We start from the raw sequence: 24586 nt of genomic DNA on the forward strand, positions 1-24586 counted from the left end.
AAAGAAAAACGTTCAGGTCGGTGTATTTCCCAAATATCCCCCAATCGGTCCCTCTCCCGGAGGGAGAGGGGGCCGACCGAGGTGTCTTTAGCCATACATCGACCTGAAAAAACCGAGTCGATTGTGGATTCAAAGAAAAACGTTCAGGTCGGTGTATCTCCCAAATATCCCCCAATCGGTCCCCTCTCCCTTTGGGAGAGGGCTAGGGTGAGGGGGCTTTCGGATCCTGGCTTATTCGCGTCTACTGTCCAGCGCTCCAACCACACTCAAGGACTGAATGTGACCACCCCACGCAACACCCACCTGATCGTAACCGCCCGGCTGATCTCCGATTTCGGCGCCTTCCTCAACATGGTCGCGCTCGCCACCTACGTTTACCTGTTAAGCAACAGCGCCATGAGCGTCGGCGTTTTCCTTGCCAGCCGCGTCGGTGGCGGAATCTTCGCCAGTCTGATCGGCACACGCTTCTACCGACGCTGGCAGGGCCGCGCGCCGCTGATTGCGTTCGATCTGTTGCGTGCGGCAGTGCTGGGGCTGCTGTTGATCACACCGGCGAGTCAGCAGGCATGGCTGTTGCCGTTGATTGCCTTCGGCCTCGGCCTGGGCAATTCGATGTTCGCCATCGGCCTCAACAGCCAGTTGCCGCGTTTGATCGCGCCGGCGCAGCTGCTCAAGGCCAATGCCTGGATCGCCTCAGCCTCTTCAGCCGCCATGGTCGGCGGCAGTCTGGTGTCGGGGTTGCTGGTGGCTGCTTTCGGTTTTGAAACGGTCTTCGCCCTCAACGCGCTGACCTATTTGCTTGCGGCGCTGCTGATCGTGCCGCTGCGTTTCGAAAAAACCGATGTCAGCGAACAGCCGGAGCGCGGTGAATGGTTTGCGCTGCGGCAGGGCCTGCGTTCGGCGCCTGTGGTCGCGGCCATGCTCGCGGTGACCATGGCCGACACCTTGGGCAGCGCCGCGCACAACGTCGGCTTCCCGATCATTTCGAAACTGCTCACGCCGGAGGCGGCGAGTACGACCTTGGGCCTGGCGCTTGCGGTATGGGCCAGCGGCAAACTGCTCGGCGCACGCATCGCCAGTCACCTCAAGGGCTCGGAGAACAGCCACCTCGAAAGAAGATTTTTCTGTGGCGTGGCGCTGATGTCCTGCGGTTTCATTCTGATGTTCCAGCAGCACGGCCTCTACGGTCTGCTGCTGTTCGCCTTGCCGGCCGGGCTTGGCGACGGGGTTTCCGAAGTCAGCCTGATGTCACGTTTGCAACGGGAACCTGCGGCGTTGCGCCTGCCGATTTTCAGCGTGCTGACCTTGCTGCAGATGACCGGTTTCGGTATCGGCATGCTGGTCGCTGCGCCGTTCTATGCGTGGTGGACGCCGGGGGCCGTGGTCATGCTGTTCCACGGCATTCCCCTGGGTACGTTGTGCGTGGTGACGCTGTTGCGGATCAGGCGCGGGCGGGTTGCGCGCAGCAGCCCGACGCCAGTTCCTTGAGGATCGGGCAGTCCGGGCGATGGTCGCCGCTGCAATGCTCGACCAGATCCTGCAGGGTGTCACGCAACTCGCCGAGCTCGCGGATCTTCTGATTCAGCTCATCGATGTGCTGGCGCGCCAGTGCTTTCACATCGGCGCTGGCGCGCTGGCGATCCTGCCAGAGGGTCAGCAGCTTGCCGACCTCTTCCAGGGAAAAGCCCAGATCCCGCGAGCGCTTGATGAACGCCAGCGTGTGCAGGTCATCGCTGCCGTATACGCGGTAACCGCTGTCGGTGCGATTGGCCGCTTTGAGCAGGCCGATCGACTCGTAATAGCGGATCATTTTTGCACTCAGGCCACTCTGCCGGGCTGCTTGGCCGATGTTCATCGGTGTTCCTCCAGGTCCTTGGGTTTCCAGGTTTTCAACAGTAGCGCATTGCTCACCACGCTGACGCTCGACAGCGCCATCGCCGCGCCGGCCAGCACCGGATTGAGGAAGCCGAACACCGCCAGTGGAATGCCGATCAGGTTGTAGACAAAGGCCCAGAACAGGTTCTGACGAATCTTCGCGTAGGTCTTGCGGCTGATCTCCAGCGCTGCCGGCACCAGTCGCGGATCGCCGCGCATCAACGTGATGCCGGCCGCGTGCATGGCGACGTCGGTGCCGCCGCCCATGGCGATGCCGATGTCTGCGGCGGCGAGGGCCGGGGCATCGTTGATACCGTCGCCGACCATGGCGACCACGCCGGTTTTCTTCAGCTCGGCCACCGTCGCGGCTTTGTCGGCCGGCAGCACTTCGGCGTGGACATTTTGGATGCCCAGAGCCTCGGCCACCACCCGTGCGCTGCCGCGATTGTCGCCGGTCAGAAGGTGGCTCTGGATACCCCGCGCGGCGAGTTGTTGCACCGCTTGCAGTGCGCCGGGTTTCAGCGTGTCACCGAAGGCGAACAGACCCAGTACCTTCGGCTCAGGACTTTGTTCGATCAGCCACGACAGTGTCCGACCTTCGCGTTCCCACGCTTCGGCGGATGTGCTCAATTCACCGGCATTCAAGGCGCTTTCGTCGAGCATCCGCCGGTTGCCCAGCGCCAGGCGCCGGCCATCCAGCGTGCCGGCAATGCCGCGCCCGGTCAGCGCCTGGCTGTCGCTGACATCGGGCACGTTCAAGCCGCGTTCGGCGGCTGCATCCAGCACGGCTTTGGCCAACGGATGCTCGCTGCCGCGCTGCAAGGCACCGGCCAGTGTCAGCAGATTGTTTTCGTCACCATCGACCGCGCTGAAGTGCGCGATACGCGGCGTACCCGAGGTCAGCGTGCCGGTCTTGTCGAACACCACACTGCTGACTTCATGGGCGCGCTCCAGCGCTTCGGCATCCTTGATCAGAATGCCGTGGCGTGCGGCGACGCCGGTGCCGGCCATGATCGCCGTCGGGGTGGCGAGGCCGAGGGCGCACGGGCAGGCAATCACCAGCACGGCGACGGCATTGATCAGCGCAGTTTCCAGCGGCGCGCCGTACAGCCACCAGCCGATCAGCGTGGCCAGGGCGATCAGCAACACGGTCGGCACGAAGATCTGGCTGACCTTGTCCACCAGTTTCTGGATCGGCGCTTTCGCCGCTTGCGCGTCTTCGACCAGACGAATGATCCGCGCCAGCACGGTTTCCGCGCCGAGCGCCTGGGTGCGCACCAGCAAACGACCCTCGCCGTTGATCGCGCCGCCGGTGACCTTGTCGCCCGGTTGTTTTGGCACTGGCAGGCTTTCGCCACTGATCAGCGCTTCGTCGGCGTGGCTCTGGCCTTCAACGACTTCGCCATCCACCGGGAAGCGTTCGCCGGGTTTGACCAGCACCAGATCGTCGAGGCGCAGGGCGCTGATCGCAACGTCCTGCTCACGCCCGTCGATGACTTGAATCGCCCGCTCCGGCCGCAACGCTTCAAGAGCGCGGATGGCGCTGGCGGTCTGGCGTTTGGCGCGGCTTTCGAGATATTTGCCGAGCAACACCAAAGCGATGACCACCGCCGAGGCCTCGAAATACAGATGCGGCATGCGTCCGGCGGCGCTGGCCCATTCATAGACACTCAGGCCATAACCGGCGCTGGTGCCGAGGGCGACGAGCAGGTCCATGTTGCCGGCGCCGGCGCGCACGGCTTTCCACGCCGCGACATAAAAGCGTGCGCCGAAGATGAATTGCACGGGGGTGGCGAGGGCGAATTGCGCCCAGGCCGGGAGCATCCAGTGAATGCCGAACGGCTGCAGCAACATCGGCAGCACCAGCGGCAGAGCGAGGGCGATCGCACAGATCAATGCCCAGCGCTCGCGATGCAGGCGTTTTTGCTGGTCATCGGACTGTGGCCGTTCAGCTTGCCAGACGCTGGCCGAGTAACCGGCCTTGCTCACCGCGTCGAGCAGGGTTTGCGTATCGACCTGGCCGAGCAATTCGATGTGCGCACGTTCGTTGGCCAGATTGACGCTGACGCTGCTCACGCTTGGGACTTTGCTCAGGGCGCGTTCGACGCGACCGACGCAGGACGCGCAGGTCATGCCGTCGATGCTCAATTCGACGGTTTGCCGGGGCACGCTGTAACCGGCGCGCTCCACGGCTTGCATCAGCGCCGGCAGGCTGTCGCCGGGCGCCTGCACCCGGGCCTGTTCGGTGGCGAGGTTGACACTGACGGCACTGGCGCCGCTGACCTTGCGTAGCGCCCGCTCGACACGCCCGGCGCAACTGGCACAGGTCATGCCGGCAATCGGCAGATCGAAAGTGGTGGATTCGGACATCGGTCGCGCTCCCTGTAGTGGATGTCTACAGGATCAACCTTGCCATGCGGGCAAGGTCAAGCACCATTCTTGTGGGAGCGAGCCTGCTCGCGAATGCGGTGCATCATTCAGCAATCATGTTGGCTGACCCGGCGCTTTCGCGAGCAGGCTCGCTCCCACAGGTCGAGGCGGTTGCTCAATAACCCAGGCCTGCAGGTTTCAGGTACACGCCTTCGGCATTCATCGCCAGGCGGAACTTCAGCACATCCCCGGCATGCAGCACGACTTCCTGCGAGCCCGGTGCGAGCATCCCGGGATTACAACCCGGCGCCTGGCCCGGCAGCAGTTTCAAGCGCAGCGAAACCTTGCCCGGCGGCAAGTTGAACGACGTGCTCTGCTCCTGGAACAGGCGCGCCGAGAGCTGATCTTGGATGTACACGCCGATCTCGCACGAGGTCGCCACTTCGAGGCGCTCGCGGGAAATGATCAGTACCGCGTAATCCTCGCCGGCGGCTTGCACCTGCGGGACGGCGGCGAAAAGGCTGAGCAAGCCAAACAGGCCCAAAGCTGACCAGCGCATGGCTGAATCTCCTGAATTTCAGTCATTGATACACGCAGCTTGGCCGAGCGCGGCGCCGATTGCCAGCCCGGCAGTTTTTCGCAGAACTTGACCTTGCCATCGTGGCAAGCTCGAGACTGCCGGCAACCTCACTCAAAGGAGTCTTCCCATGCAAGTGTTCAACGTTCAAGGCATGTCCTGCGGTCATTGCGTCAAAGCCATTACCACTGCGGTGCAGGCGCTGGATCCGGCAGCCAGCGTGCGGGTCGATCTGGCGGCCAAGGAAGTCGGCGTCGAAAGTGCGCTGAGTGCCGATCAGGTCATCGAAGCGATCCGCGAAGAGGGTTATGAGGTGAAGCTCGTCTGAAATTGATCGTTAGCGAGCTATCGGAATGTTCAAGGCGTCCGGGCGCGGCTAGACTGTCGGGCTGCGACTTGCCCACCTGGATGCCTGATGAATTTCCGCACGATTTTGATACTCGGCGCCTTGAGCGCCTTCGGTCCCTTGGCGATCGACTTCTATTTACCTGCGTTCCCGGCCATGGCGCTGGCCTTCGGCACCGATGAGCAGCATGTCCAGCTGACGCTGGCGGCGTACTTCCTTGGTCTGTCTCTGGGCCAACTGGCTTACGGGCCGATTTCCGATCGTTTCGGCCGGCGACTTCCGCTGCTCAGCGGCGTTGCTCTGTTCACCCTGGCGTCATTGGCCTGCGCCTACGCGCCGAGCCTGGAATGGCTGATCGGCGCGCGTTTCGTCCAGGCACTCGGTGGTTGTGCGGGCATGGTGATTTCCCGTGCGGTGGTCGCCGACAAGTGCGACGCGGTTGGCTCGGCGAAGGTGTTTTCCCAGTTGATGCTGGTAATGGGCCTGGCGCCGATTCTGGCGCCGATGCTCGGTGGGCTGCTGGTCAATACCACGGGTTGGCAGTCGATCTTTCTGGTCCTCACCGGGTTCAGTGCGGCGGCGGGTCTGGCGGTGGCGTTGGGGCTGCCGGAAAGCATGCCGGCCCACGTGCCGCGCCAGCCGTTGTCCGGTGCGTTGCGCCAGTACGCGCGACTGGTCAAGGATTCGGTCTACCTCGGCCACGCCCTGACCGGCGGCATCGCGATCGCCGGCATGTTCGCCTACATCGCTGGCTCACCGTTTGTGTTCATCAAGCTCTACGGTGTACCCGCCGAGCATTTTGGCTGGCTGTTCGGCACCAACGCGGCGGGGTTCATTCTGGTGGCGCAGGTCAATGCGCGTCTGCTGGCCAAGCGTGGCCCGGCGTTCTTGCTGGTGCGCGCGGTGTGGGTGTATTTCCTCGCCGGGCTGACGCTGCTGGCGGTCAGCGCGATGCGTCCAGAGGCGTTGTGGCCGTTGCTGATTCCGCTGTTCATCTGCATTGCCAGCCTCGGCTGCATCATTCCCAACGCCTCAGCTTGCGCAATGAACGGTCAGGGCGCCCGTGCCGGCAGTGCATCGGCAATGCTCGGTTGCCTGCAATTCAGCATCGCCGCCGGTGCCGCCGCGTTGGTGGGGGTGTTGCACGATGGCAGCGCCGTGCCGATGGCGATGGTCATCAGCCTGTGCGGTTTGCTGGTGGTGAGCGTCGCGCTGCTCACCCGGCGTTTGCAGAATGCCCGGGCGTTGGCGCAAGCCCAGGTCTGAACGCTCGACTTTGGAGCTCAGCCGGCGGCGCGCTGCTGGCTGGGTTCGGGGATTCGGTGGGGCGCGCAGAGTCGCGCTTCGAGGGTGCGAGTGAAGGCCAGAGCCTCGGCTTCACTGCGAAAGGTTACGACGTGCTGGTCCAGGCGCACCTGCCATTGAGACTTTGCCACTTCTTTTATCAGGATCTTCATTGCTGACCTCCCTTGCGTAAAAGATGTATCGCAGAGGCTTCGATTGTAGACCCCGATACCCGCGCAATTGTGACAAGGGTCAAGCAACCGACTGACGGCAAAAAGCCCCGCAACCGCTCTGGCATCACGAGCGGTTGCGGGGCTTTATTTTTTTAGAAACCTTCTAAAACAATTTTCCCCTTGGCCTTGCCGCTTTCCAGCAGCTCATGGGCGCGTCGCAGGTTGGCTGCATTGATCACGCCGAAGTGCTCGCCCAAAGTCGTCTTCAAAGTGCCGGCGTCGATCAGTTCGGCGACGCGGTTGAGCAGCTTGTGCTGTTCGATCATGTCCGGCGTTTCGAACAGCGAGCGGGTGTACATGAACTCCCAGTGCAGCGACAGGCTCTTGCGCTTGAGCAGGCTGATGTCGACGGACTTCGGATCGTCGATCAGCGCCAGCTTGCCTTGCGGCGCGAGGGCTTCGACCAGTTGCGCCAGATGCTGATCGGTCTGGGTCAGGCTGGCGACGTGGGTCACGCTGTCGATGCCGGCGCGCTTCAATTCTTCGCTCAGTGGCTGGCTGTGATCGATGACCAGATCGGCACCGAGTTCACTGACCCAGTCACGGGTCTGTGGGCGCGAAGCGGTGCCGATCACTTTCAGGCCGGTCAACTGCTTGGCCAATTGAGTGAGGATCGAACCCACGCCGCCCGCCGCACCAACGATCAGCAGGCTCTGGCCTTCATCGCTGCTGCCCTCGCTGATTTGCAGGCGCTCGAAGAGCAATTCCCACGCAGTGATGGCGGTCAGCGGTAGCGCGGCGGCTTCGGCAAAACCGAGGGACTTGGGCATGTGACCGACGATGCGCTCATCGACCACGTGCAACTCGCTGTTGCCACCGGCCCGGGCGATCGAACCGGCGTAGAACACCTTGTCGCCCGCCTTGAACAGGGTGACTTCGCTGCCGACCGCCTTGACCACACCGGCAACGTCCCAGCCCAGCACTTTCGCCGCGCCGTTTTCCGGCGCCATGTTCTGCCGCACTTTGGTGTCGACCGGGTTGACCGAAATGGCTTTGACCTCCACCAAGAGGTCGCGCGGGCCGGCGACCGGCTCTGGCAGTTCAATGTCCTGCAGGGACTTGGCGTCGCTGATCGGCAGGGAAGCGTAATAGGCAATGGCTTTCATAAATGGCTCCGTACAGTTGATAGAAGAAGGATTCAGGCAATCTTGCCGAGGCGTTTGAGCTGGAAGTGTTCGATGGTGTGGCCGGCGCTGGCCTGAAACTTCTGAAAATGCGCGCTGGCGTTGTGCGCCTCAAGAATCTCGTCACTGGCCCACTGTTCGATGACATAAAAAACCTGCGGATCGGCAAGGTCGCGGTGCAGGTCGTACTGGCCACAACCGGGCTCGGCGCGGCTCGGTTCGACGAGGGCGCGCAGCGCCTGTTCGAGAACGTCCTGCTGACCGGGTTTGGCGGTCAGGGTGGCGATAGCGGTAAAGGGCTGGGACATGCGCGGACTCCAGAATCGGGATGAATTCGATGGAGGCCATCATTGGCTATTTCTCTGCGCGATAAAACCGGCTAAAAGAGCAGTCTCTTTCAATATTTTTTTGATAATGGAGGCTGCGCATGCTGCGTTTTGATGACTTGCAGTTGTTTGTTCGCGCGGCGGATCTGGGCAGCCTGTCGGCGGCGGCACGGGTGATGGACATGTCCGCGGCGGTGGCCAGCGCGGCGTTGAAGCGCATCGAGCAGCAACTCGGTGCGCGGCTGCTGGCGCGTTCGACCCGCAGCCTGCGCCTGACCGCCGAGGGCGAAGGCTTTCTTGAATATGCCCGCGCCGCCCTGAGCAATCTCGACGAAGGGCGTCGCCTGCTCGCCAGCGGACAGGATCAGGTCAGCGGGATTTTGCAGCTTTCAGCGCCCTCGGACTTCGGCCGCAATCTGCTGCTGCCGTGGCTCGACGCGTTCCAGCGTGAACACCCGAAGCTGACGGTGCGCCTGCTGCTTGGCGACCGCATCGCCGACCTGTTCCGGCAACCGGTGGACATCGCCCTGCGCTACGGCGAGCCGGAAGATTCCAGCCTGATCGCCTTGCCCATCGCCCCACACAATCGCCGGGTGTTGTGCGCATCCCCCGATTACCTGGCCCGGCAGGGCGAGCCGCGCCAGCTCGAGCAACTGGCCCAGCACAACTGCCTTTTGTACATGCTCGGCAGCCGCGTCCACGACCACTGGAGTTTTCACGATGGCAAGCGCGAAGTCGGCCTGACCGTGAGTGGCGACCGCTTCAGCGATGACGCCGACGTAGTACGGTTATGGGCGCTGGCCGGTGCCGGTATCGCTTACAAGTCCTGGCTCGACGTCGGCGCCGATGTGCTCGCCGGACGCCTCAAAGTGCTGATGCCGGAACTGCTGTGTGAGCGCGCACCGCTGAATCTGTTGTGCGCCCATCGCGCACAATTGAGTAAGCCGGTGAACCTGCTGAGGGAGATGCTCGCCAGCCGATGCGCCGAATTGAGTAGCCAATTTCCCGGTTTCCTCAAAGTTGATCATTAGTCGCAGGCAATTAGAGAAATTTCTGTCAGGAACAATCGCCACCTGCCCAGGCCCAGGCGCAGGACGTCTGGCTTAACCCGCTTATACTAGCGCCCGCCTCATGCCTGCACTGACACCCGGCGCGCAGACCCCGTAACGCGTTGCCGGCTTTTGGTGACGGTTGCTACTTCTGCTGCCAGGTTGTGTGCCGGAGCAGCTGGTGTCGGTGGCATCCCTTGCCACCGATCCCGGGCGATTTTCGCGTGTTGGCCGATGCCCCATAACCGGCCAGGATGTCTCCGAGCGGTAGACGATACGATTCAACAGGGAGTGAACATATGGAACATGCACCGTGCATCAGCCAGATCGCGACATTGCTGGCCGACCCCAAGCGCAGCGCGATGATGTGGGCGTTGATGGATGGCTCGGCGCGGCAAGCCGAAGAGCTGGCGCTGCTGGCCGGGCTCTCGCCGTCGTCGGCCAGTGCGCATCTGGGACGCCTGTCCGCAGGGGGGCTGTTGAACATCGAAATGCGTGGGCGCAAACGCTTCTTTCGCCTGGCGGCACCGGAAATCGGCGCGGCGATCGAAGCACTGGCCAGCGCCACCATTGCCAGCGCGCCACGGCAAATCCCTGATGCGCTGAAACGCACGACTCCCATGGTCAGGCCGCAGGCGGCGCCGTCTTCGCTGTTGCGCGCGCGGTTCTGCGACGATCATCTGGGCGGCACCCTGGCGGCCGACCTGTATCAGCGCCTGCTCGACGCCGGCTGGATCGAACAGCTTGAGCAGCGGGTGGTGGTGACGCACAAGGGCTCCACCCGACTGGCGCAGCGCGGAGTGTTCATCCAGGCCCTGGCCCACCGCAACGTGCAGGTCGCCTGCGCCTGCCCGGACTGGAGCGAGCGCCGTCCGCACATGGGCGGCTCACTGGGCGCGGCGCTGTTGCAGTTGTTCATGCAGTCCGGCTGGCTGACCTTGCCCAACGATTCCCGCGCCTTGCAGTTGACCGCCACCGGCCAGCGCGAAATCCATCGCTTTGCCAAGGAAACCGAGCTGGAAACAGCGTTCTAGAGCGTTGCTCGGCGATGAGCTGAAGGCTGACGTCGTCCACGGCTGTGAACAGGTCGCATCCAGTACGACCTCTGTATGACCATCGCGCACACTCGATCCGGGGATTTTCCGGATGGGGGAGCACAACATGAATACACAACGCTTTAGTGCGGCTGAACGCCTGGAACGGCTGCCGCTCAGCGGCTATCACCGCGTCATTTTCATCATCATCGCCTTGGCGTTTTTCTTCGATTCCATGGATCTGGCGATGATGACTTTCCTGCTCGGCTCGATCAAAGCCGAGTTCGGCCTGAGCAGTGCGCAAGCGGGGTTGCTGGCCAGTTCGAGCTTTTTCGGCATGGTGCTCGGGGCGTCGTTGTCAGGGATGCTCGCCGACCGCTTCGGGCGCAAACCGGTGTTTCAGTGGAGCATCGTGTTGTGGGGCGTGGCCAGTTACCTGTGTTCGACGGCGCAAACGGTGGAGACGCTGACGCTGTTTCGCATCCTGCTCGGAATTGGCATGGGCATGGAGTTTCCCATCGCACAGTCGATGCTCTCGGAGCTGATTCCAGCACAACGGCGCGGGCGCTACATCGCCCTGATGGACGGCTTCTGGCCGCTGGGGTTTGTCGCGGCGGGCGTACTCTCGTACTTCCTGCTGCCGCTGATTGGCTGGCGCGATATCTTCCTGGTACTGGCGGTGCCGGCGGTGTTCGTTCTGGCGATCCGCTTTTTCATCCCTGAGTCGCCGCGCTGGCTGGAACAGGCCGGGCGCGACGTCGACGCGGACAAGGTGTTGAACGGCATCGAAGCGCGAGTGCGTGCTTCGCTCTGCGGTGCAGCCTTGCCGGAACCGGTTCGTTTGCCACGCACGGTGACGCCACCGGGTAATTTCTTCTCGGCACTCAAGCAGATCTGGTCGCCGCAATATCGCCAGCGTACAACGATGATCTGGAGTCTGTGGTTCTTCGCATTGCTGGGTTTCTACGGGCTGACTTCCTGGCTCAGCGCATTGCTGCAGCAGTCGGGTTTCGCCGTGACGCAATCGGTGTATTACACGGTGCTGATCTCGCTCGGCGGGATTCCCGGCTTCCTCATGGCGGCGTGGCTGGTCGAGCGTTGGGGGCGCAAACCGGTGTGCATCGTCACCCTGCTGGGCGGCGGGGTGATGGCGTTTCTATACGGGCAGAGCGCGGTGTTCGGCGGTAACGTGGCGCTGCTGATCGGCACCGGATTGTTGATGCAGTTTTTCCTGTTCGGCATGTGGGCGGTGCTCTACACCTACACGCCGGAGCTGTACCCGACGTCCGCACGGGCAACCGGCTCGGGATTCGCCTCGGCCATCGGCCGCGTCGGCTCTCTGCTCGGGCCATTGGTGACCGGGCTGGTGTTCCCGATTACCGGGCAGGGCGGGGTGTTCGCGCTGGGCGCGGCGTGCTTTGCGATCGCGGCGGGCGTGGTGTGGCTGTTCGGGATGGAGACGCGGGGCAAGACCCTGGAAGAGCTTACCGAGTGAACATCGATATGAATGTGGGAGCGAGCCTGCTCGCGAAAGCGGTGTGTCATTCAACGTAAATGTTGACTGACTCTCCCTCTTCGCGAGCAGGCTCGCTCCCACATTGGTTTTGCGGTGTTGCTTACGGTTTTACCAACCGCGCATCCAGGCTGTTCTGCGCCAGGCGCTTGGCCTGATCCTGGGTCATGCCCAGATGCTCGTGCAGCGCATGGAAGTTCTCGGTCACGTACCCACCGAAATACGCCGGGTCATCGGAGTTGACCGTGACCTTAACGCCGCGCTCGAGCATGTCGAGGATGTTGTGCTGCGACATGTGATCGAACACGCAGAGCTTGGTGTTCGACAGCGGGCACACAGTCAGCGGGATCTGCTCGTCGATGATCCGCTGCATCAGGCGCTCGTCTTCGATGGCGCGCACACCATGGTCGATGCGCTGGATTTTCAGCAGGTCGATGGCTTCCCAGATGTACTCCGGCGGGCCTTCTTCACCGGCGTGGGCGACGGTGAGGAAGCCTTCGTCGCGGGCGCGATCGAAGACGCGTTTGAACTTGCTCGGCGGGTGGCCCATCTCGGAACTGTCGAGCCCGACCGCGACAAACGCATCACGGAACGGCAGCGCCTGATCGAGGGTTTTCTGTGCTTCGTCTTCGCTGAGGTGGCGCAGGAAGCTGAGGATCAAACCGCTGCTGATGCCCAGTTGCGTCTCGCCATCCTTGAGCGCGGCGGCGATGCCGTTGAGCACCACTTCGAACGGGATGCCCCGGTCGGTGTGGGTCTGCGGATCGAAGAACGGTTCGGTGTGGATCACGTTCTGTGCTTTGCAGCGCAGCAGGTAGGCCCAGGTCAGGTCGTAGAAATCCTGCGAGGTGCGCAGCACATCGGCGCCCTGGTAATACAGGTCGAGAAATTCCTGCAGATTGTTGAAGGCGTAGGCCTTGCGCAGGGTTTCGACGTCGCTCCACGGCAGGGCGATCTTGTTGCGTTCGGCCAGGGCGAAGAGCAGTTCAGGCTCCAGCGAACCTTCCAGATGCAGGTGCAGTTCGGCTTTGGGCAGGGCGTTGAGCCAGTCGTACATAGTCTTTTCTCATCAGGTGCAATGCCGGCATTCTACAGAGGCTGGCCGCAACAATTGGCAAAACCTGACCAGGTGATCGATCAAACCGCCTCTTGCTCGCGACGATAGGCATAGGTATCGGCGAAACGCGACAGCAGGAATTCGGCGCAGGTGGTGGTCGGATATTTCGCCGGATGCTGCGCGTCCTGGCAGCCGGGCAGGCATTCGATGCGCGTGTCCGGGTGCGGTTCGGCGAAGAACGGCATCGAATAGCGATCCACGCCCAGCGGGCTGATCACCCGGTGCGGCGTCGAGCGATAACGGTCGTTGCTCCAGCGCGCCATCATGTCGCCGAGGTTGACCACGAACGTGCCGTCAATCGGTGGCGCGTCGATCCATTCACCTTTGACGTTCTTCACCTGCAAACCGCCGGCGCTGTCCTGATAGAGCAGGGTGATGCAGCCGTAATCGGTATGGGCACCTGCGCCTTGCTGCTCGACGGAGCTGGCGGTGTGACGCGGCGGATAATGGATCATGCGCAACACGCTGACCGGGTCGACAAAACGCGTATCGAAGAAGTCGCGCTCGATGCCCAGCGCAATGGTCATCGCCCGCAACAGGGTTTGCGCCAGCGCCTGCATGTCGAGGTAATGCTGCTCCATAAGGGCTTCCCAGCCGGGTTGCGCCGGGTGCCGATTGGGGCCGCGCAAGGGTTTTTCCGCGAGCACCTCGGGATGCTCGTCCGGCAGGTGCAGGCCCATGTCGAAGGTTTCTTTGAGGTCACTGGGTTTGTCCGGGTCCAGTTGCTCGGTGGCAATTGCGCCGTAGCCGCGATGATGGCGGGTCTGGGTGATGTCGATCTTGAGTTTTTCTGCGGCGGGCAAGGCGAAGAAGCGCTGGGCGTGATCGAGCAGATCGTCGATGCGTTGCGCCGAGATCGGATGGCCCTTGATGTAGAAAAAGCCCCACTCGCGGCAGGCTTGGTCGATTTGTTCGGCCACCGCAGGCCAGGCGTTTTCGTCGTCACTATAGAGCGGGCTGATATCAATGATCGGAAGCTGATCCATACACAATCCTTGAATACGCTGTGTTTCCAATGTGGGAGCGAGCCTGCTCGCGAAGAGGGAGTGTCAGACAACATTTTTGTTTAATGACACACCGCTTTCGCGAGCAGGCTCGCTCCCACAGGGTTTTGTGTGGTGAATCGGGGGACTACTTCGGCATCTCGGCCTTCATGCCCTCAACGTAATAATTCATCGAAGCCAGTTCCGCATTGGTCGCGCTCACGCCCGCCGGGATTTTTTCTACACCGGCCTGATCCTTGATCGGCCCGGTAAACGGCTGCAATGCGCCGCTCTTGATGTCGGCGATCAACTGCTCGGCTTCGGCTTTCACCGGCGCCGGCACCAGATCGCTGATCGGCAGTTCCACCGTGCCTTCCTTCAACCCGCCCCAGTAATCCTGGGATTTCCAGGTGTGATCGATCACGCTCTGCGTCGCCTGAATGTAGTGCGGCGCCCAGTCGTTGACGATAGAGGTCAGCACCGCTTTCGGGCCGAAGTGGGCCATGTCCGAGGCGTAGCCCACGGCATACACGCCGCGCCGTTCGGCAGCCTGGATCGGCGCCGGGCTGTCGGTGTGCTGGAACACCACGTCGACGCCCTGATCGATCAGCGCGTTGGCGGCGTCGGCTTCCTTGCCCGGATCGAACCAGGAGTTGACCCACACCACTTTGATTTCGGTGCCAGGGTTGTACTTGTTCAGGGCCAGCTGGATGGCGTTGATGTCGCGGATCACTTCCGGAATCGGGAACGAGGCGACGTAGCCGATCTTCTTGGTCTTGGTCATCTTCGCCGCGAGGAAACCGCCGACGTAACGGCCCTCGTAAGTGCGCGCCAGGTAGGTGCCGAGGTTCTTGTCCTGCTTGTAACCGGTGGCGTGTTCGAACGTCACCTTGGGAAATTGCTTGGCGACTTTCACTGTCGGGTTCATGTAGCCGAAAGACGTGGTGAAGATCAGGTCATATTTGTCCTTGGCCATGTTGCGGATCACCCGCTCGGCGTCGGCGCCCTCGGCGACGTTTTCCACGTAGTTGGTGGTGATCTGCGTGCCGAGTTTTTCCGCCAGGGCCTTGCGCCCCTGTTCGTGCTGATACGTCCAGCCGTGGTCACCGATCGGGCCGATGTAGACGAAACCGACCTTCAGCGGATCGGCAGCGCTGGCGCTCAGGCTGATTCCCAGACCGATGGCGGCGTACAGCAGTTTGTGCAGCGGACGTATTGGCATGAACCCGAACTCCATTTTGTTGTGTGTGCTCAGGGCCAATGCAAATTGCTGACCAACAGGACAACAAACTCATTTGAAAACGCGGTGCGGCCTTCGCGAGCAGGCTCGCTCCCACAGGGACGCATTTCAATGTGGGAGCGAGCCTGCTCGCGAAGAGGCCGGCAAGGCCAATAAAAGTGCATGCCTGAATCCAGCTGCCATCGCGTGGTGCGCAGAGATGTAACGAAACGTTAGCGGCGCTCGGCAGTCAGTAGCTTCATCAGCTCTTTTCGGCAAAAGGCCCGTCATGCTCTCGATCCTCAAACAAGAAAGCTTCCTGCTGCTGGCAGTCCTTGCCGCGTGCGTCGCTTATCCACTGGAACACTGGCTGCTGCACAGCGGCCAGATCGTCGCGCTGGGCGGCGGTCTGCTGCTGATTGCCTTCATCGTCGCCGCGTCAATGCGCGTCGCTCATCACGCCGAACTGCTGGCGGAAAAAGTCGGTGATCCCTACGGCACGATGATCCTCACACTCTCGGCAGTGCTGGTCGAAGTGGTGATCCTGGCGATCATGATGAGCAACGAGGCCTCGGCGACGCTGGTGCGCGACACGATCTATTCAGCGGTCATGCTCGACATCAACGGCATCCTCGGCCTCGCCGCTTTGATGGGCGGGATCAAACACGGCGAACAGTCCTACAACGACGATTCGGCGCGCAGCTACAGCGTCATGATCCTCACCGCGATGGGGGTGTCGATGGTGGTCCCGGAATTCATTCCCGAGGCCAACTGGAAGATGTATTCGGCGTTCACCATTGGCGCGATGATGGTGCTCTACGCGCTGTTCCTGCGCATGCAGGTCGGCCCGCACAGTTACTTTTTCAGCTACAGCTATCCGGACAAACGTCGCAAAAAGGAGCCGGTCGAGCAGGAGCCGAAACCGGTCAGCCTGGCGCTGTCGGTCGGCATTCTGGTGTCGGGGGTGGTGATCATCGGCGCACTGGCCGAGGTGATGTCCAAGACCCTCGATCTGGGCCTGGAAGGCACGGGCGCGCCGCCGGTAATCACGGCGATTCTGGTGGCAGCGATTTCCGCCGCGCCGGAGATTCTCACCGCATTACGAGCGGCGCTGGCCAATCGCATGCAGTCGGTGGTCAACATTGCGATGGGGGCGTCACTGTCGACGGTGATTCTGACCGTACCGGTGATGGAAGCGATGGCGCTGTACACCGGCCAGCCGTTTCAAATGGCGATGACCCCGGTGCAAACGGTGATGATCTTCATCACCCTGATCGTCAGCGCAATCAACCTCAATGACGGCGAGACCAACGCCATTGAGGGCATGACGCACTTTGTGCTGTTTGCCACATTCATCATGCTGTCCCTACTGGGCCTATAGGGCTGGCAGATACCCATGTGGGAGCGAGCCCGCTCGCGAAAGCGGTGTGTCATCCGACAAACATGTTGTCTGACACTCCCTCTTCGCGAGCAGGCTCGCTCCCACAGTTTTGAACGGCGGTGAGTCAGGTCCCTGCGATCAACTGCCGGGCCGCCTGGCTGTGATCGGCAATCAGACCTTTCAGGTCCAGCCCTTCAACCTGCCCATCGACCACACGCCACTTGCCCCCGATCATCACCCGATCCGCTCGGTCAGCGCCGCACAGCAGCAACGCCGAAATCGGATCATGGCTACCGGAGAAGCGCAGTTCATCGAGCTTGAACAACGCGAGATCCGCCTGTTTGCCCACGGCGATTTCGCCGATGTCAGTGCGGCCGAGCAGGCTCGCCGAACCTTTGGTCGCCCAGCCCAGTACGCGCTCCGGGGTGATCTTTTCGGCGCCGTAACGCAGGCGCTGGATGTACAGGGCCTGACGCGCTTCGAGGATCATGTTCGAGGCATCGTTGGACGCCGAACCGTCGACGCCAAGACCGAACAGCGCGCCGGCGTCGGTCAGCTCGATGCTCGGGCAGATGCCGGACGCCAGGCGCATGTTCGAGCTTGGGCAGTGACAAATGCCGGTGCCGGCCTGGCCGAGGCGGGCGATTTCGTCGGGGTTGAAATGGATGCCGTGGGCCAGCCAGGTACGCGGGCCGAGCCAGCCGACGCTATCCAGATAATCGACGGTGCGCAGGCCGAAGCGTTGCAGACAGAAGTCTTCTTCATCGAGAGTTTCAGCGAGGTGGGTGTGCAGACGCACATCGAGCTTGTTCGCCAGATCAGCGCTGGCCGACATGATTTCCGGGGTCACCGAGAATGGCGAGCATGGCGCCAGAGCGATCTGGATCTGTGCGCCATCGCCACGCTCGTGATACTCGTGAATCAGCCGCTGGCTGTCGTCGAGAATCACCTGACCTTCCTGCACCGTTTGTTGTGGAGGCAGACCGCCGTCCTTCTCGCCAAGGCTCATCGAGCCGCGTGTGAGCATGGCGCGCATGCCCAGTTCGCGCACCGTTTCGACCTGCACGTCGATGGCGTTTTCCAGACCGTCCGGGAACAGATAGTGATGGTCGGCAGCCGTGGTGCAACCCGAGAGCAGTAACTCAGCCAGCGCCACTTTGGTGGCGAGGGCGAGTTTTTCAGGCGTCAGCCGCGCCCATACCGGGTACAGGGTCTTCAGCCATGGAAACAACGGCTGATTGACCACCGGCGCCCAGGCGCGGGTCAGGGTTTGATAGAAGTGATGGTGAGTGTTGATCAGGCCCGGCAGGATCACATGCTCGCGGGCATCGAACACTTCATTGCACGGCGCCGACGGCTGCTGACCGGCAGCGAGGACTTCGACGATGACACCGTCTTGCACGACAAGGCCGCCACGGGCATCAAGCTCGTTGGAGGTGAAAATGGCGAGGGGATTTTTTAACCAGGTACGGGTCGCAGGCATTGTGGCCGGCTCCTCTGAAAGTTGGGTTCAGGGTTGCCAGCTCAGTGTTGCCCTGTCTGCTGATCCAGGGTCGCCGCGAAGGACGAGGCGCGCAGTTTCAAACAAATCGCCCCATCGGGCAAGCGCCACCCGACCATTCACCATCATCCCCCTGTGGGAGCGAGCCTGCTCGCGAAGGCGTCATGTCAGTCGATACAGATTTACCTGACAGATCGTATTCGCGAGCAGGCTCGCTCCCACATCGGGATTATCAGTGCTTACCAGGGAATGGTTTCACCCTTGTAATTGACGAAGTGATGCCCGCCCTTGCCGGTAAACGCATTGACCTGATCGATCAGCCCGCGGGTGCTGGTCTCGACGTCGAGATCGGCGCCTTCGCCGCCCATGTCGGTCTTCACCCAGCCCGGGTGCAGCGAAAGTACGGTGAGTTTCTGCTCGCCCAGTTGCGTGACAAAACTGTTGGTCATCGAATTCAGCGCCGCCTTGCTCGCCTTGTACAGCGCCAGTTCCGGCGCGTCGGGCATGGTCACGCTGCCGAGTACCGAACTCATGAACGCCAGCACGCCGCTGCCGTCGCGAATCTGCCCGACGAAACGCTGGGCCAGATTGATCGGCGCCACCGCGTTGGTGAAAAACAGCTGCCCGACCTCGGCCAGGGTCGCGCCGCCCGGCGTCTGCACGTCCGGGCCTTTGACCCCGGCGTTGACGAACAACAGATCGAAGGTTTCGCCCTTGAGCTTCTGGCTCAGAGCGATCACCGCTTGCTGATCGTCCATGTCGAGCTTCTCGATGCGCACGTCACCCAGCGCTTGCAGCGCCTCGGCCTTCTGCGGATTGCGCACCGTCGCGGTGACTTGCCAGCCATCGCCCAGCAGGGTCTTCACCAGACCGAGGCCCAAGCCGCGGGAGGCGCCGATGATCAGTGCGTTTTTTGCCTGAGACATGATGGGTTTCCTTGAAAGTCAGCATTCAGGATTCAATGGACACGCCTGACCGCGCCACAGTTGCAGCGCTTGGCGAAAACAGGCTTTGATCCCGGAGCATACTCCAGGCGTCTTGAGTTTCTCGAGGGTGTTTGATCAGAAACAATCATGAGGCGTGGTTCAAGTGTTGCCTGTGCGGACGCTTTCGCGAGCAGGCTCGCTCCCACATATGCCCGCGTTCACTCAGATCCCCTGTGGGAGCGAGCCTGCTCGCGAAGAGGCCCGCTCTGACATCAACTAATGTCCCGATTGCCACGGCTGCCCCAACGAAACCGGCGCATACAACCGAGTGCGTACGGCATCGCGGGACAGCAACACCAGCACCAAGATCGTCGCCAAATACGGCAGCATCGCCAGCAGGCTCGAAGGTATCGCCAGTCCCAATCCCTGTGCCACCAGGTGCAGGATGCTGGCGAGGCCAAACAGATACGCCCCGAGCAACAACCGCCACACCCGCCAACTGGCAAACACCACCAGCGCCAGGGCAATCCAGCCGCGCCCGGCGGTCATGTTTTCCGCCCACATCGGCGTGTACGCCAGCGACAGATAAGCCCCGGCCAGCCCGGCCATTGCTCCGCCGAACAACACCGCCAAGGTACGCACGGTCAGCACTGGCAAACCCATCGCGCTGGCCGCATCCGGGTTTTCACCGACCGCTTGAATGATCAGGCCGACACGACTTTTGATGATCACCCACGCCACCAGCGCAAACAGCGCGAACGATAGATACACCAGCAGATCCTGGGCAAACAGCATCCGCCCGATCAGCGGGATCTCACTCAGATACGGAATCGCCAGAGGCTCGAAACCCGCCAGCGGCTTACCCACCCATGCCGCGCCGACAAACGTCGAAAGTCCGACACCAAAGATCGTCAGCGCCAACCCGGTGGCCACCTGATTGGCGTTGAACACCAGCGCGACCAGGGCAAACAGTGACGACAACAACATCCCGGCTAACATCGCCAACAGCACACCCAGCCACAGGTTGCCGCTGTTCAGCGCGACGATAAAACCGATCACCGCACCGAACAGCATCATGCCTTCCTGGCCGAGGTTGAGGACGCCGCTTTTCTCGCAGATCAACTCACCCAATGCCACCAGCAACAGCGGCGTGCCGCAGCGGACCATGGCATAGAAAATATTGCTCAACAGATCGATATCCATCACAGCGCTCCGGCGGTTACGGCAGGGGTCGAGGCGCGCCGGCTCCAGCGCAGTTTCAGGCGTGGCCGATAGAGAATCAGCACGTCACAGGCGAGCAGGAAAAACAGCATCATGCCCTGGAACAATTGGGTGATCGCTTGCGGCAGATTGAGCGACATCTGCGCGCTCTCGCCGCCGATGTACAGCAGCGCCATGAGCAGACTGGAGAACAGAATACCGAGCGGATTCAACCGCCCGATGAACGCCACGGTGATCGCTGCGTAGCCATAGCCCGGCGACACTTGGGGCACCAGTTGGCCGATCGGCCCGGTCACTTCGCAGACCCCGGCGAGCCCGGCCAGACCACCGCTGATCAACAGCGCCAGCCAGATCAGGCGCTTCTCGCGAAAGCCGACAAAACCTGCCGCACGTTTGTCCAGCCCGAGCACTTTGATCTGGAAGCCGATAAAGCTTTTCTGCAACAACACCCACACCGCAACCAGCGCGAGCAGGGCGAAATACACCCCGGCATGCACGCGGCCGTCCTCCAGCAGCAGCGGCAAACGACTGGCGTCGCCGAACATCGCCGACTCCGGGAAATTGAAGCCCGCCGGATCCTTCAACGGCCCGTGCACGCAGAACAGCAGCAAGTTCAGCGCGATGTAGTTGAGCATGATGCTGGTAAGGATCTCATTGGCGTTGAAGCGCGTGCGCAGCCATGCGGTGAGCCCGGCCCATGCGGCGCCCGCCAGCGTGCCGGTCAGCAGAATCAGCACCAGCGCCCAGCGACTTTGCATGTCGATAACGTTCACTGCCAGAGCACTGCCGGCCAACGCGCCGAGTAGAAGTTGGCCTTCGGCGCCGATGTTCCAGATCCGCGCCTGATAGGCCACGGCCAGGCCGAGTGCGCAGAGCAGAATCGGCAGCGCCTTGACCAGCAATTCGGACACTCCATACAAATCGCTGACGGGCGCGATCAGCAGTGTGTGCAAGGTTTGCAATGGGTCGTGGCCCAGCGCGATGAACAACAGCGAGCCGCAGCCGAGGGTTAGCGCCGCCGCCAATAACGGCGAGCACCACAGCATCAGGCGCGATTCCTGGCCACGGGGTTCGAGGGAAAGCAGCATGTTGAAACTCCGTTAAACCGAGGCGGTGCGAGGTGAGTGATCGAACTGGCCGGCCATCCACGCGCCGACATCGCTCAGTTGTGTAAGGCAGGTGTCTTGCAGTGCCGACAGACGCCCGCCGCATAGCGCGCCGAGGCGATCGCTGATCTGGAACAGCTCATCGAGGTCTTCGGAAATCACCAGAATCGCCGCGCCGGCATCGCGCAGGGCAATCAAGGCGCGATGGATGGTGGCGGCGGCGCCGACGTCGACGCCCCAGGTCGGGTGCGCGGCGATCAGCAGTTTCGGTTGCTGAAGAATTTCCCGGCCGAGGATGAATTTCTGCAGGTTGCCGCCGGACAGGCTGCGCGCAGCGGTTTGCGTGTCCGGGGTCTTCACGCCGAAACGCTGGATGATCTGCTGCGCGAGGGTTTCGACTTTGCCGCGTTGGATCAACCCGTGGCTCACCAGTCCTTGCTGGAAAGCACTGAGCAGGGCGTTATCGGCCAGACTCAACTCCGGCACCGCGCCGTGGCCGAGGCGTTCGGCCGGCACGAAGGCCAGACCGAGTTTGCGCCGCGCGTCCGGGCGCAGCTCAGCGACGTTTCGCTCGGCGAAGCGCAGGGTCGCCGCTTGCGCCCGGGGCAAGGTTTGTTCGCCACTGAGCAGGGCGAGCAGCTCATCCTGACCATTGCCCGCGACCCCGGCGATGCCGACGATTTCACCGCTGCGCACTTGCAGGTCGATGTCTGTCAGCGAGCAACCGAACGGATCCGGGTTGTGCCAGCTCAAACCCTGCACCTGCAGAAACGCCGCGCCACCGCTGACCTTCGGATACTCGCCAATCAATCCCGCCGCTTCGCCGACCATCAGTTGTGCCAGTTGCTGATCCGTACATTGCGCCGGCAGGCAATGCCCGGCTACCCGACCGCCGCGCAGCACCGTGGCGCTGTGGCACAAGGCCCGCACTTCACCGAGCTTGTGGCTGATAAACAGAATGCTGCAGCCCTCGTCGGCAAGGCGCCGCAGGGTGATGAACAATTCGTCCGCCTCTTGCGGCGTCAGCACCGAGGTCGGCTCGTCGAGAATCAACAGGCGGATGTCCTGCATCAGGCAACGGATGATTTCCACCCGCTGCCGCTCGCCGATCGACAGGCTGTGGACAAGTCGCTCCGGCTCCAGCGCCATGCCGTAACGTCGCGATACTTCGCGAATCTTCGGCTCCAGTTGTTTCGGCGTGCCGGCCGCCGCGCCCATCGCCAGGGCAATGTTCTGCGCGACGCTGAGGGTTTCGAACAGCGAGAAATGCTGGAACACCATGCCAATGCCCAACTGCCGCGCCTGTGCCGGGTTGCGGATCTGCACGCGCTGCCCCTGCCAGAGCATTTCACCGCTGTCGCACTGGGTGACCCCGTAAATGATCTTCATCAACGTACTTTTGCCCGCGCCGTTTTCACCGAGCAGGGCATGGATTTCACCCGGCGCGATGCTCAGGTCGATGGCGTCGTTGGCCAGACAACCGGGGTAGCGTTTGCTGATCTGGCGCAGTTGCAGGCGCGGCGGGGAAGGGGCGATGGACATGACAGGCTCGACTGACTTGGAGTTGTGCCTGTGGATAAAGCAATTTCCTGGCCATTGAGTCAGGAACGCTTGCGGAGCCGGTCCGCAAGTGCCGACAGCAGCGCATCGGCGGGCGTTTTGTCTTTCTATCGAGCACCAATTCAGCGCAAAGCCATTGAACAGGCTCCAGTTTTGCTCGTGCTACGTTGGTTAAAAAACGAGCAATCACTTGGGGCCTAGGCAGATCCAGCGACAGCGACGGTCATGAACGGCTTATCCACAGGTTGTTCCACAGTAATTGTGCGCAAGCGCCGAGGTCGGGCATAAGCACTGCGATGCTTTCTTCTAATGGTGATAAACGATGTTAACTATCTGTTTTTACGCTGATTTTTCGTTTCGTCGGATCAATTGAACGAAAAGTGAACAAATCGCGCAAAGCCGCATGACAGAAGGGTTACAGCGGTATGTGCTCAGGTTATCCACAGTCGGGTGCACAGCCGATGTGGGCAAGTCGGCAGAAAATGGAATGCATGTAATGCCCCAAAAAGATCGCAGCGTTCCGCAGCTCCTACAGGTGGAATGCGATCACCCTGTAGGAGCTGCCGAAGGCTGCGATCTTTTGATCTTCCACTCTCAACGCTGCAACAAAATCCGCCCACGGCTCAGATCCGCCAACTGACTTTGCAGCACTTCGATCTGCGCTTCTCCTACCGCCAATTTCAACTCAACCCCATTGGCCGTGAAGTTTTCCTCCACCACCAATCCACCGAGATCCGCCACGCGCAACTTCACCAGCGCCAACTCGGCAAATCCGCAGGCGCAACTGAGCGGCACGCGGCTGATCAGCTCGATTTTTTCCGCCGCTTGCAGGCACTTGTTGGCGCCACCGCCGTAGGCCCGGGCCAGGCCGCCAGTGCCCAGTTGAATGCCGCCGTACCAGCGAATCACCAGCACCGCGACCTGATCGCAGTCCTGCGCTTCGATCGCCGCGAGAATAGGGCGCCCTGCGGTGCCGCCCGGCTCGCCGTCGTCAGTGCTGCGGTATTGCGCGCCGAGTTTCCACGCCCAACAGTTGTGCGTGGCATTCAAATCGCTGTGCTGCTCGAAAAACGCCTGCGCATCGGCGGGGCTGCTGATCGGCGTCGCCAGAGTGATGAAGCGGCTTTTGCGAATCTCTTCGCGGTACTCGCAAAAACCGCTGAGGGTGAAAGGCATAAACGTCTTATAGAGAAGGAGTGAGGCCGCAGCCTTTGAGAATGATGCGGATCAGGTTGTTGCCGGCGTCTTCCATGTCCTGCTTGGTCAACTTGCTGCGCCCGGTGACGCGGCAGATCTGCGTGGCGAAGTCGGCGTAATGCTGGGTGCTGCCCCACAGCAGGAAGATCAGGTGCACCGGATCGACCGGATCCATCTTGCCCGCATCGATCCACGCCTGAAACACCGCCGCGCGCCCGGTGAACCAGGTGCGGTAATCCTGATTGAAATATTCGCTCAGGCATTCGCCGCCGCTGATCACTTCCATGGCGAAGATTCGCGAAGCCTGTGGCTGGCGCCGGGAGAATTCCATCTTCGCGCGGATGTAGCGGGTCAGCGCTTCGGCCGGGTCATCCTCGGCAGTGAGGGTGTTGAAGGTGCTGTCCCACAACTCGATGATGTTGCTCAGCACCGCCACATACAAACCGAGCTTGTTGGTGAAGTAGTAATGCAGGTTGGCCTTGGGCAGCCCGGCATTCTGCGCGATGGTGTTCATGCTGGTGCCTTTGAACCCGTGACGGGCGAACTCGTCTTCGGCGGCTTTGAGAATGGTCTCTTCGTTCTTCTGACGAATGCGGCTGGCGGGTTTGCCGCCGTGGGCTGGGACTTCAAAGGTCATAGGCACT

At 61.8% G+C, this 24586-nt stretch carries 23 protein-coding genes; 7 read left to right on the forward strand and 16 right to left on the reverse strand.

Features of this window, described 5'->3' with window-relative positions:
* The first annotated feature begins 279 nt into the window (after nt 1–279).
* Nucleotides 280–1488 carry an MFS transporter gene (locus ACZ9BE_RS01030; protein WP_476248821.1) on the forward strand — a complete coding sequence of 403 codons (1209 nt, stop codon included), beginning with the start codon at nt 280–282 and terminating at the stop codon, nt 1486–1488.
* Here the strand turns inward: ACZ9BE_RS01030 and cueR are convergent.
* The 3 genes from cueR to ACZ9BE_RS01045 form a co-directional block, all read right to left on the reverse strand.
* Nucleotides 1442–1855, reverse strand: coding sequence for a Cu(I)-responsive transcriptional regulator (gene cueR / locus ACZ9BE_RS01035; RefSeq protein WP_016771827.1), 414 nt, complete (start codon nt 1853–1855; stop codon nt 1442–1444). The two genes, ACZ9BE_RS01030 and cueR, sit on opposite strands and share 47 nt — an antisense overlap.
* A complete protein-coding gene (gene cueA, locus ACZ9BE_RS01040) occupies nt 1852–4245 on the reverse strand; it encodes a copper resistance metal-translocating P1-type ATPase CueA (RefSeq protein WP_476248822.1) in 2394 nt (797 codons plus the stop codon). The genes cueR and cueA overlap by 4 nt, the downstream gene beginning before the upstream one ends.
* Before the next feature lie 175 nt (nt 4246–4420).
* Nucleotides 4421–4804: a hypothetical protein gene (locus tag ACZ9BE_RS01045; RefSeq protein WP_024011458.1), complete on the reverse strand. Its 384-nt coding sequence runs from the start codon at nt 4802–4804 to the stop codon at nt 4421–4423.
* A 148-nt stretch (nt 4805–4952) separates the two neighbouring features.
* On the opposite strand from ACZ9BE_RS01045, the gene ACZ9BE_RS01050 reads away from it, so the two are divergent.
* Both ACZ9BE_RS01050 and ACZ9BE_RS01055 read left to right on the forward strand, forming a co-directional pair.
* Nucleotides 4953–5150, forward strand: coding sequence for a cation transporter (locus ACZ9BE_RS01050; protein WP_056787762.1), 198 nt, complete (start codon nt 4953–4955; stop codon nt 5148–5150).
* An 87-nt stretch (nt 5151–5237) separates the two neighbouring features.
* On the forward strand, nt 5238–6434 hold the full coding sequence (locus ACZ9BE_RS01055; protein WP_024011460.1) for a multidrug effflux MFS transporter: 1197 nt from the start codon (nt 5238–5240) through the stop codon (nt 6432–6434).
* A 17-nt stretch (nt 6435–6451) separates the two neighbouring features.
* Here ACZ9BE_RS01055 and ACZ9BE_RS01060 read toward each other — a convergent pair whose 3' ends face one another.
* From ACZ9BE_RS01060 to ACZ9BE_RS01070, 3 genes are all read right to left on the reverse strand, one after another.
* Complete coding sequence (locus ACZ9BE_RS01060; protein WP_016771823.1) at nt 6452–6625, reverse strand: hypothetical protein; 174 nt, start codon at nt 6623–6625, stop codon at nt 6452–6454.
* A 152-nt stretch (nt 6626–6777) separates the two neighbouring features.
* Nucleotides 6778–7791, reverse strand: coding sequence for a zinc-binding alcohol dehydrogenase family protein (locus ACZ9BE_RS01065; protein WP_476248823.1), 1014 nt, complete (start codon nt 7789–7791; stop codon nt 6778–6780).
* A gap of 32 nt (nt 7792–7823) precedes the next feature.
* Nucleotides 7824–8117 (reverse strand): putative quinol monooxygenase, encoded by a 294-nt coding sequence (locus tag ACZ9BE_RS01070; protein WP_125917567.1) that lies wholly within the window; start codon nt 8115–8117, stop codon nt 7824–7826.
* Between the two features lie 119 nt (nt 8118–8236).
* On the opposite strand from ACZ9BE_RS01070, the gene ACZ9BE_RS01075 reads away from it, so the two are divergent.
* The 3 genes from ACZ9BE_RS01075 to ACZ9BE_RS01085 all read left to right on the forward strand — a co-directional run bounded on the left by ACZ9BE_RS01075 (nt 8237) and on the right by ACZ9BE_RS01085 (nt 11713).
* On the forward strand, nt 8237–9166 hold the full coding sequence (locus ACZ9BE_RS01075; protein ID WP_252879382.1) for a LysR family transcriptional regulator: 930 nt from the start codon (nt 8237–8239) through the stop codon (nt 9164–9166).
* Between the two features lie 317 nt (nt 9167–9483).
* Nucleotides 9484–10218, forward strand: a complete 735-nt coding sequence (locus ACZ9BE_RS01080) for an ArsR/SmtB family transcription factor (protein ID WP_041479646.1) — start codon at nt 9484–9486, stop codon at nt 10216–10218.
* 127 nt (nt 10219–10345) lie between these two features.
* A complete protein-coding gene (locus tag ACZ9BE_RS01085; RefSeq protein WP_056787772.1) occupies nt 10346–11713 on the forward strand; it encodes an MFS transporter in 1368 nt (455 codons plus the stop codon).
* Between the two features lie 121 nt (nt 11714–11834).
* On the opposite strand, the gene ACZ9BE_RS01090 is transcribed toward ACZ9BE_RS01085, so the two are convergent.
* The 3 genes from ACZ9BE_RS01090 to ACZ9BE_RS01100 form a co-directional block, all read right to left on the reverse strand.
* Nucleotides 11835–12788 carry an adenosine deaminase gene (locus ACZ9BE_RS01090; RefSeq protein ID WP_024011466.1) on the reverse strand — a complete coding sequence of 318 codons (954 nt, stop codon included), beginning with the start codon at nt 12786–12788 and terminating at the stop codon, nt 11835–11837.
* 80 nt (nt 12789–12868) lie between these two features.
* Nucleotides 12869–13834, reverse strand: coding sequence for a 2-oxoglutarate and iron-dependent oxygenase domain-containing protein (locus ACZ9BE_RS01095; RefSeq protein WP_476248824.1), 966 nt, complete (start codon nt 13832–13834; stop codon nt 12869–12871).
* 145 nt (nt 13835–13979) lie between these two features.
* Nucleotides 13980–15053 (reverse strand): BMP family ABC transporter substrate-binding protein, encoded by a 1074-nt coding sequence (locus ACZ9BE_RS01100; protein WP_016771815.1) that lies wholly within the window; start codon nt 15051–15053, stop codon nt 13980–13982.
* Between the two features lie 286 nt (nt 15054–15339).
* Between ACZ9BE_RS01100 and ACZ9BE_RS01105 the strand changes: the two genes are divergently transcribed.
* Nucleotides 15340–16431 (forward strand): calcium:cation antiporter, encoded by a 1092-nt coding sequence (locus ACZ9BE_RS01105; protein WP_041479650.1) that lies wholly within the window; start codon nt 15340–15342, stop codon nt 16429–16431.
* Between the two features lie 124 nt (nt 16432–16555).
* Here ACZ9BE_RS01105 and ACZ9BE_RS01110 read toward each other — a convergent pair whose 3' ends face one another.
* The 7 genes from ACZ9BE_RS01110 to ACZ9BE_RS01140 form a co-directional block, all read right to left on the reverse strand.
* Complete coding sequence (locus ACZ9BE_RS01110; protein WP_073471861.1) at nt 16556–17914, reverse strand: 8-oxoguanine deaminase; 1359 nt, start codon at nt 17912–17914, stop codon at nt 16556–16558.
* Between the two features lie 257 nt (nt 17915–18171).
* Nucleotides 18172–18858: an SDR family oxidoreductase gene (locus ACZ9BE_RS01115; RefSeq protein ID WP_016771812.1), complete on the reverse strand. Its 687-nt coding sequence runs from the start codon at nt 18856–18858 to the stop codon at nt 18172–18174.
* 276 nt (nt 18859–19134) lie between these two features.
* Nucleotides 19135–20061 carry an ABC transporter permease gene (locus tag ACZ9BE_RS01120; protein ID WP_150638115.1) on the reverse strand — a complete coding sequence of 309 codons (927 nt, stop codon included), beginning with the start codon at nt 20059–20061 and terminating at the stop codon, nt 19135–19137.
* A complete protein-coding gene (locus ACZ9BE_RS01125; protein ID WP_476248825.1) occupies nt 20061–21167 on the reverse strand; it encodes an ABC transporter permease in 1107 nt (368 codons plus the stop codon). The genes ACZ9BE_RS01120 and ACZ9BE_RS01125 overlap by 1 nt, the downstream gene beginning before the upstream one ends.
* Before the next feature lie 12 nt (nt 21168–21179).
* Nucleotides 21180–22727, reverse strand: a complete 1548-nt coding sequence (locus ACZ9BE_RS01130) for an ATP-binding cassette domain-containing protein (RefSeq protein ID WP_315436067.1) — start codon at nt 22725–22727, stop codon at nt 21180–21182.
* Nucleotides 22728–23339: 612 nt separating this feature from the next.
* Nucleotides 23340–23921 carry an IMPACT family protein gene (locus ACZ9BE_RS01135; RefSeq protein ID WP_125917571.1) on the reverse strand — a complete coding sequence of 194 codons (582 nt, stop codon included), beginning with the start codon at nt 23919–23921 and terminating at the stop codon, nt 23340–23342.
* A 7-nt stretch (nt 23922–23928) separates the two neighbouring features.
* Nucleotides 23929–24579: a TetR/AcrR family transcriptional regulator gene (locus tag ACZ9BE_RS01140; RefSeq protein WP_016771809.1), complete on the reverse strand. Its 651-nt coding sequence runs from the start codon at nt 24577–24579 to the stop codon at nt 23929–23931.
* Between the last annotated feature and the right edge of the window lie 7 nt (nt 24580–24586).

The sequence above is a fragment of the Pseudomonas sp. TE9122 genome, assembly GCF_056278925.1.

Excerpts from the sequence above, each read along its gene's own strand:
- cueR (WP_016771827.1), bottom strand. The coding sequence starts at position 1,855 with ATGAACATCGGCCAAGCAGCCCGGCAGAGTGGCCTGAGTGCAAAAATG.
- cueA (WP_476248822.1), bottom strand. The coding sequence starts at position 4,245 with ATGTCCGAATCCACCACTTTCGATCTGCCGATTGCCGGCATGACCTGT.
- ACZ9BE_RS01045 (WP_024011458.1), bottom strand. The coding sequence starts at position 4,804 with ATGCGCTGGTCAGCTTTGGGCCTGTTTGGCTTGCTCAGCCTTTTCGCC.
- ACZ9BE_RS01050 (WP_056787762.1), top strand. The coding sequence starts at position 4,953 with ATGCAAGTGTTCAACGTTCAAGGCATGTCCTGCGGTCATTGCGTCAAA.
- ACZ9BE_RS01055 (WP_024011460.1), top strand. The coding sequence starts at position 5,238 with ATGAATTTCCGCACGATTTTGATACTCGGCGCCTTGAGCGCCTTCGGT.
- ACZ9BE_RS01060 (WP_016771823.1), bottom strand. The coding sequence starts at position 6,625 with ATGAAGATCCTGATAAAAGAAGTGGCAAAGTCTCAATGGCAGGTGCGC.
- ACZ9BE_RS01065 (WP_476248823.1), bottom strand. The coding sequence starts at position 7,791 with ATGAAAGCCATTGCCTATTACGCTTCCCTGCCGATCAGCGACGCCAAG.
- ACZ9BE_RS01070 (WP_125917567.1), bottom strand. The coding sequence starts at position 8,117 with ATGTCCCAGCCCTTTACCGCTATCGCCACCCTGACCGCCAAACCCGGT.
- ACZ9BE_RS01075 (WP_252879382.1), top strand. The coding sequence starts at position 8,237 with ATGCTGCGTTTTGATGACTTGCAGTTGTTTGTTCGCGCGGCGGATCTG.
- ACZ9BE_RS01080 (WP_041479646.1), top strand. The coding sequence starts at position 9,484 with ATGGAACATGCACCGTGCATCAGCCAGATCGCGACATTGCTGGCCGAC.
- ACZ9BE_RS01085 (WP_056787772.1), top strand. The coding sequence starts at position 10,346 with ATGAATACACAACGCTTTAGTGCGGCTGAACGCCTGGAACGGCTGCCG.
- ACZ9BE_RS01090 (WP_024011466.1), bottom strand. The coding sequence starts at position 12,788 with ATGTACGACTGGCTCAACGCCCTGCCCAAAGCCGAACTGCACCTGCAT.
- ACZ9BE_RS01095 (WP_476248824.1), bottom strand. The coding sequence starts at position 13,834 with ATGGATCAGCTTCCGATCATTGATATCAGCCCGCTCTATAGTGACGAC.
- ACZ9BE_RS01100 (WP_016771815.1), bottom strand. The coding sequence starts at position 15,053 with ATGCCAATACGTCCGCTGCACAAACTGCTGTACGCCGCCATCGGTCTG.
- ACZ9BE_RS01105 (WP_041479650.1), top strand. The coding sequence starts at position 15,340 with ATGCTCTCGATCCTCAAACAAGAAAGCTTCCTGCTGCTGGCAGTCCTT.
- ACZ9BE_RS01110 (WP_073471861.1), bottom strand. The coding sequence starts at position 17,914 with ATGCCTGCGACCCGTACCTGGTTAAAAAATCCCCTCGCCATTTTCACC.
- ACZ9BE_RS01115 (WP_016771812.1), bottom strand. The coding sequence starts at position 18,858 with ATGTCTCAGGCAAAAAACGCACTGATCATCGGCGCCTCCCGCGGCTTG.
- ACZ9BE_RS01120 (WP_150638115.1), bottom strand. The coding sequence starts at position 20,061 with ATGGATATCGATCTGTTGAGCAATATTTTCTATGCCATGGTCCGCTGC.
- ACZ9BE_RS01125 (WP_476248825.1), bottom strand. The coding sequence starts at position 21,167 with ATGCTGCTTTCCCTCGAACCCCGTGGCCAGGAATCGCGCCTGATGCTG.
- ACZ9BE_RS01130 (WP_315436067.1), bottom strand. The coding sequence starts at position 22,727 with ATGTCCATCGCCCCTTCCCCGCCGCGCCTGCAACTGCGCCAGATCAGC.
- ACZ9BE_RS01135 (WP_125917571.1), bottom strand. The coding sequence starts at position 23,921 with ATGCCTTTCACCCTCAGCGGTTTTTGCGAGTACCGCGAAGAGATTCGC.
- ACZ9BE_RS01140 (WP_016771809.1), bottom strand. The coding sequence starts at position 24,579 with ATGACCTTTGAAGTCCCAGCCCACGGCGGCAAACCCGCCAGCCGCATT.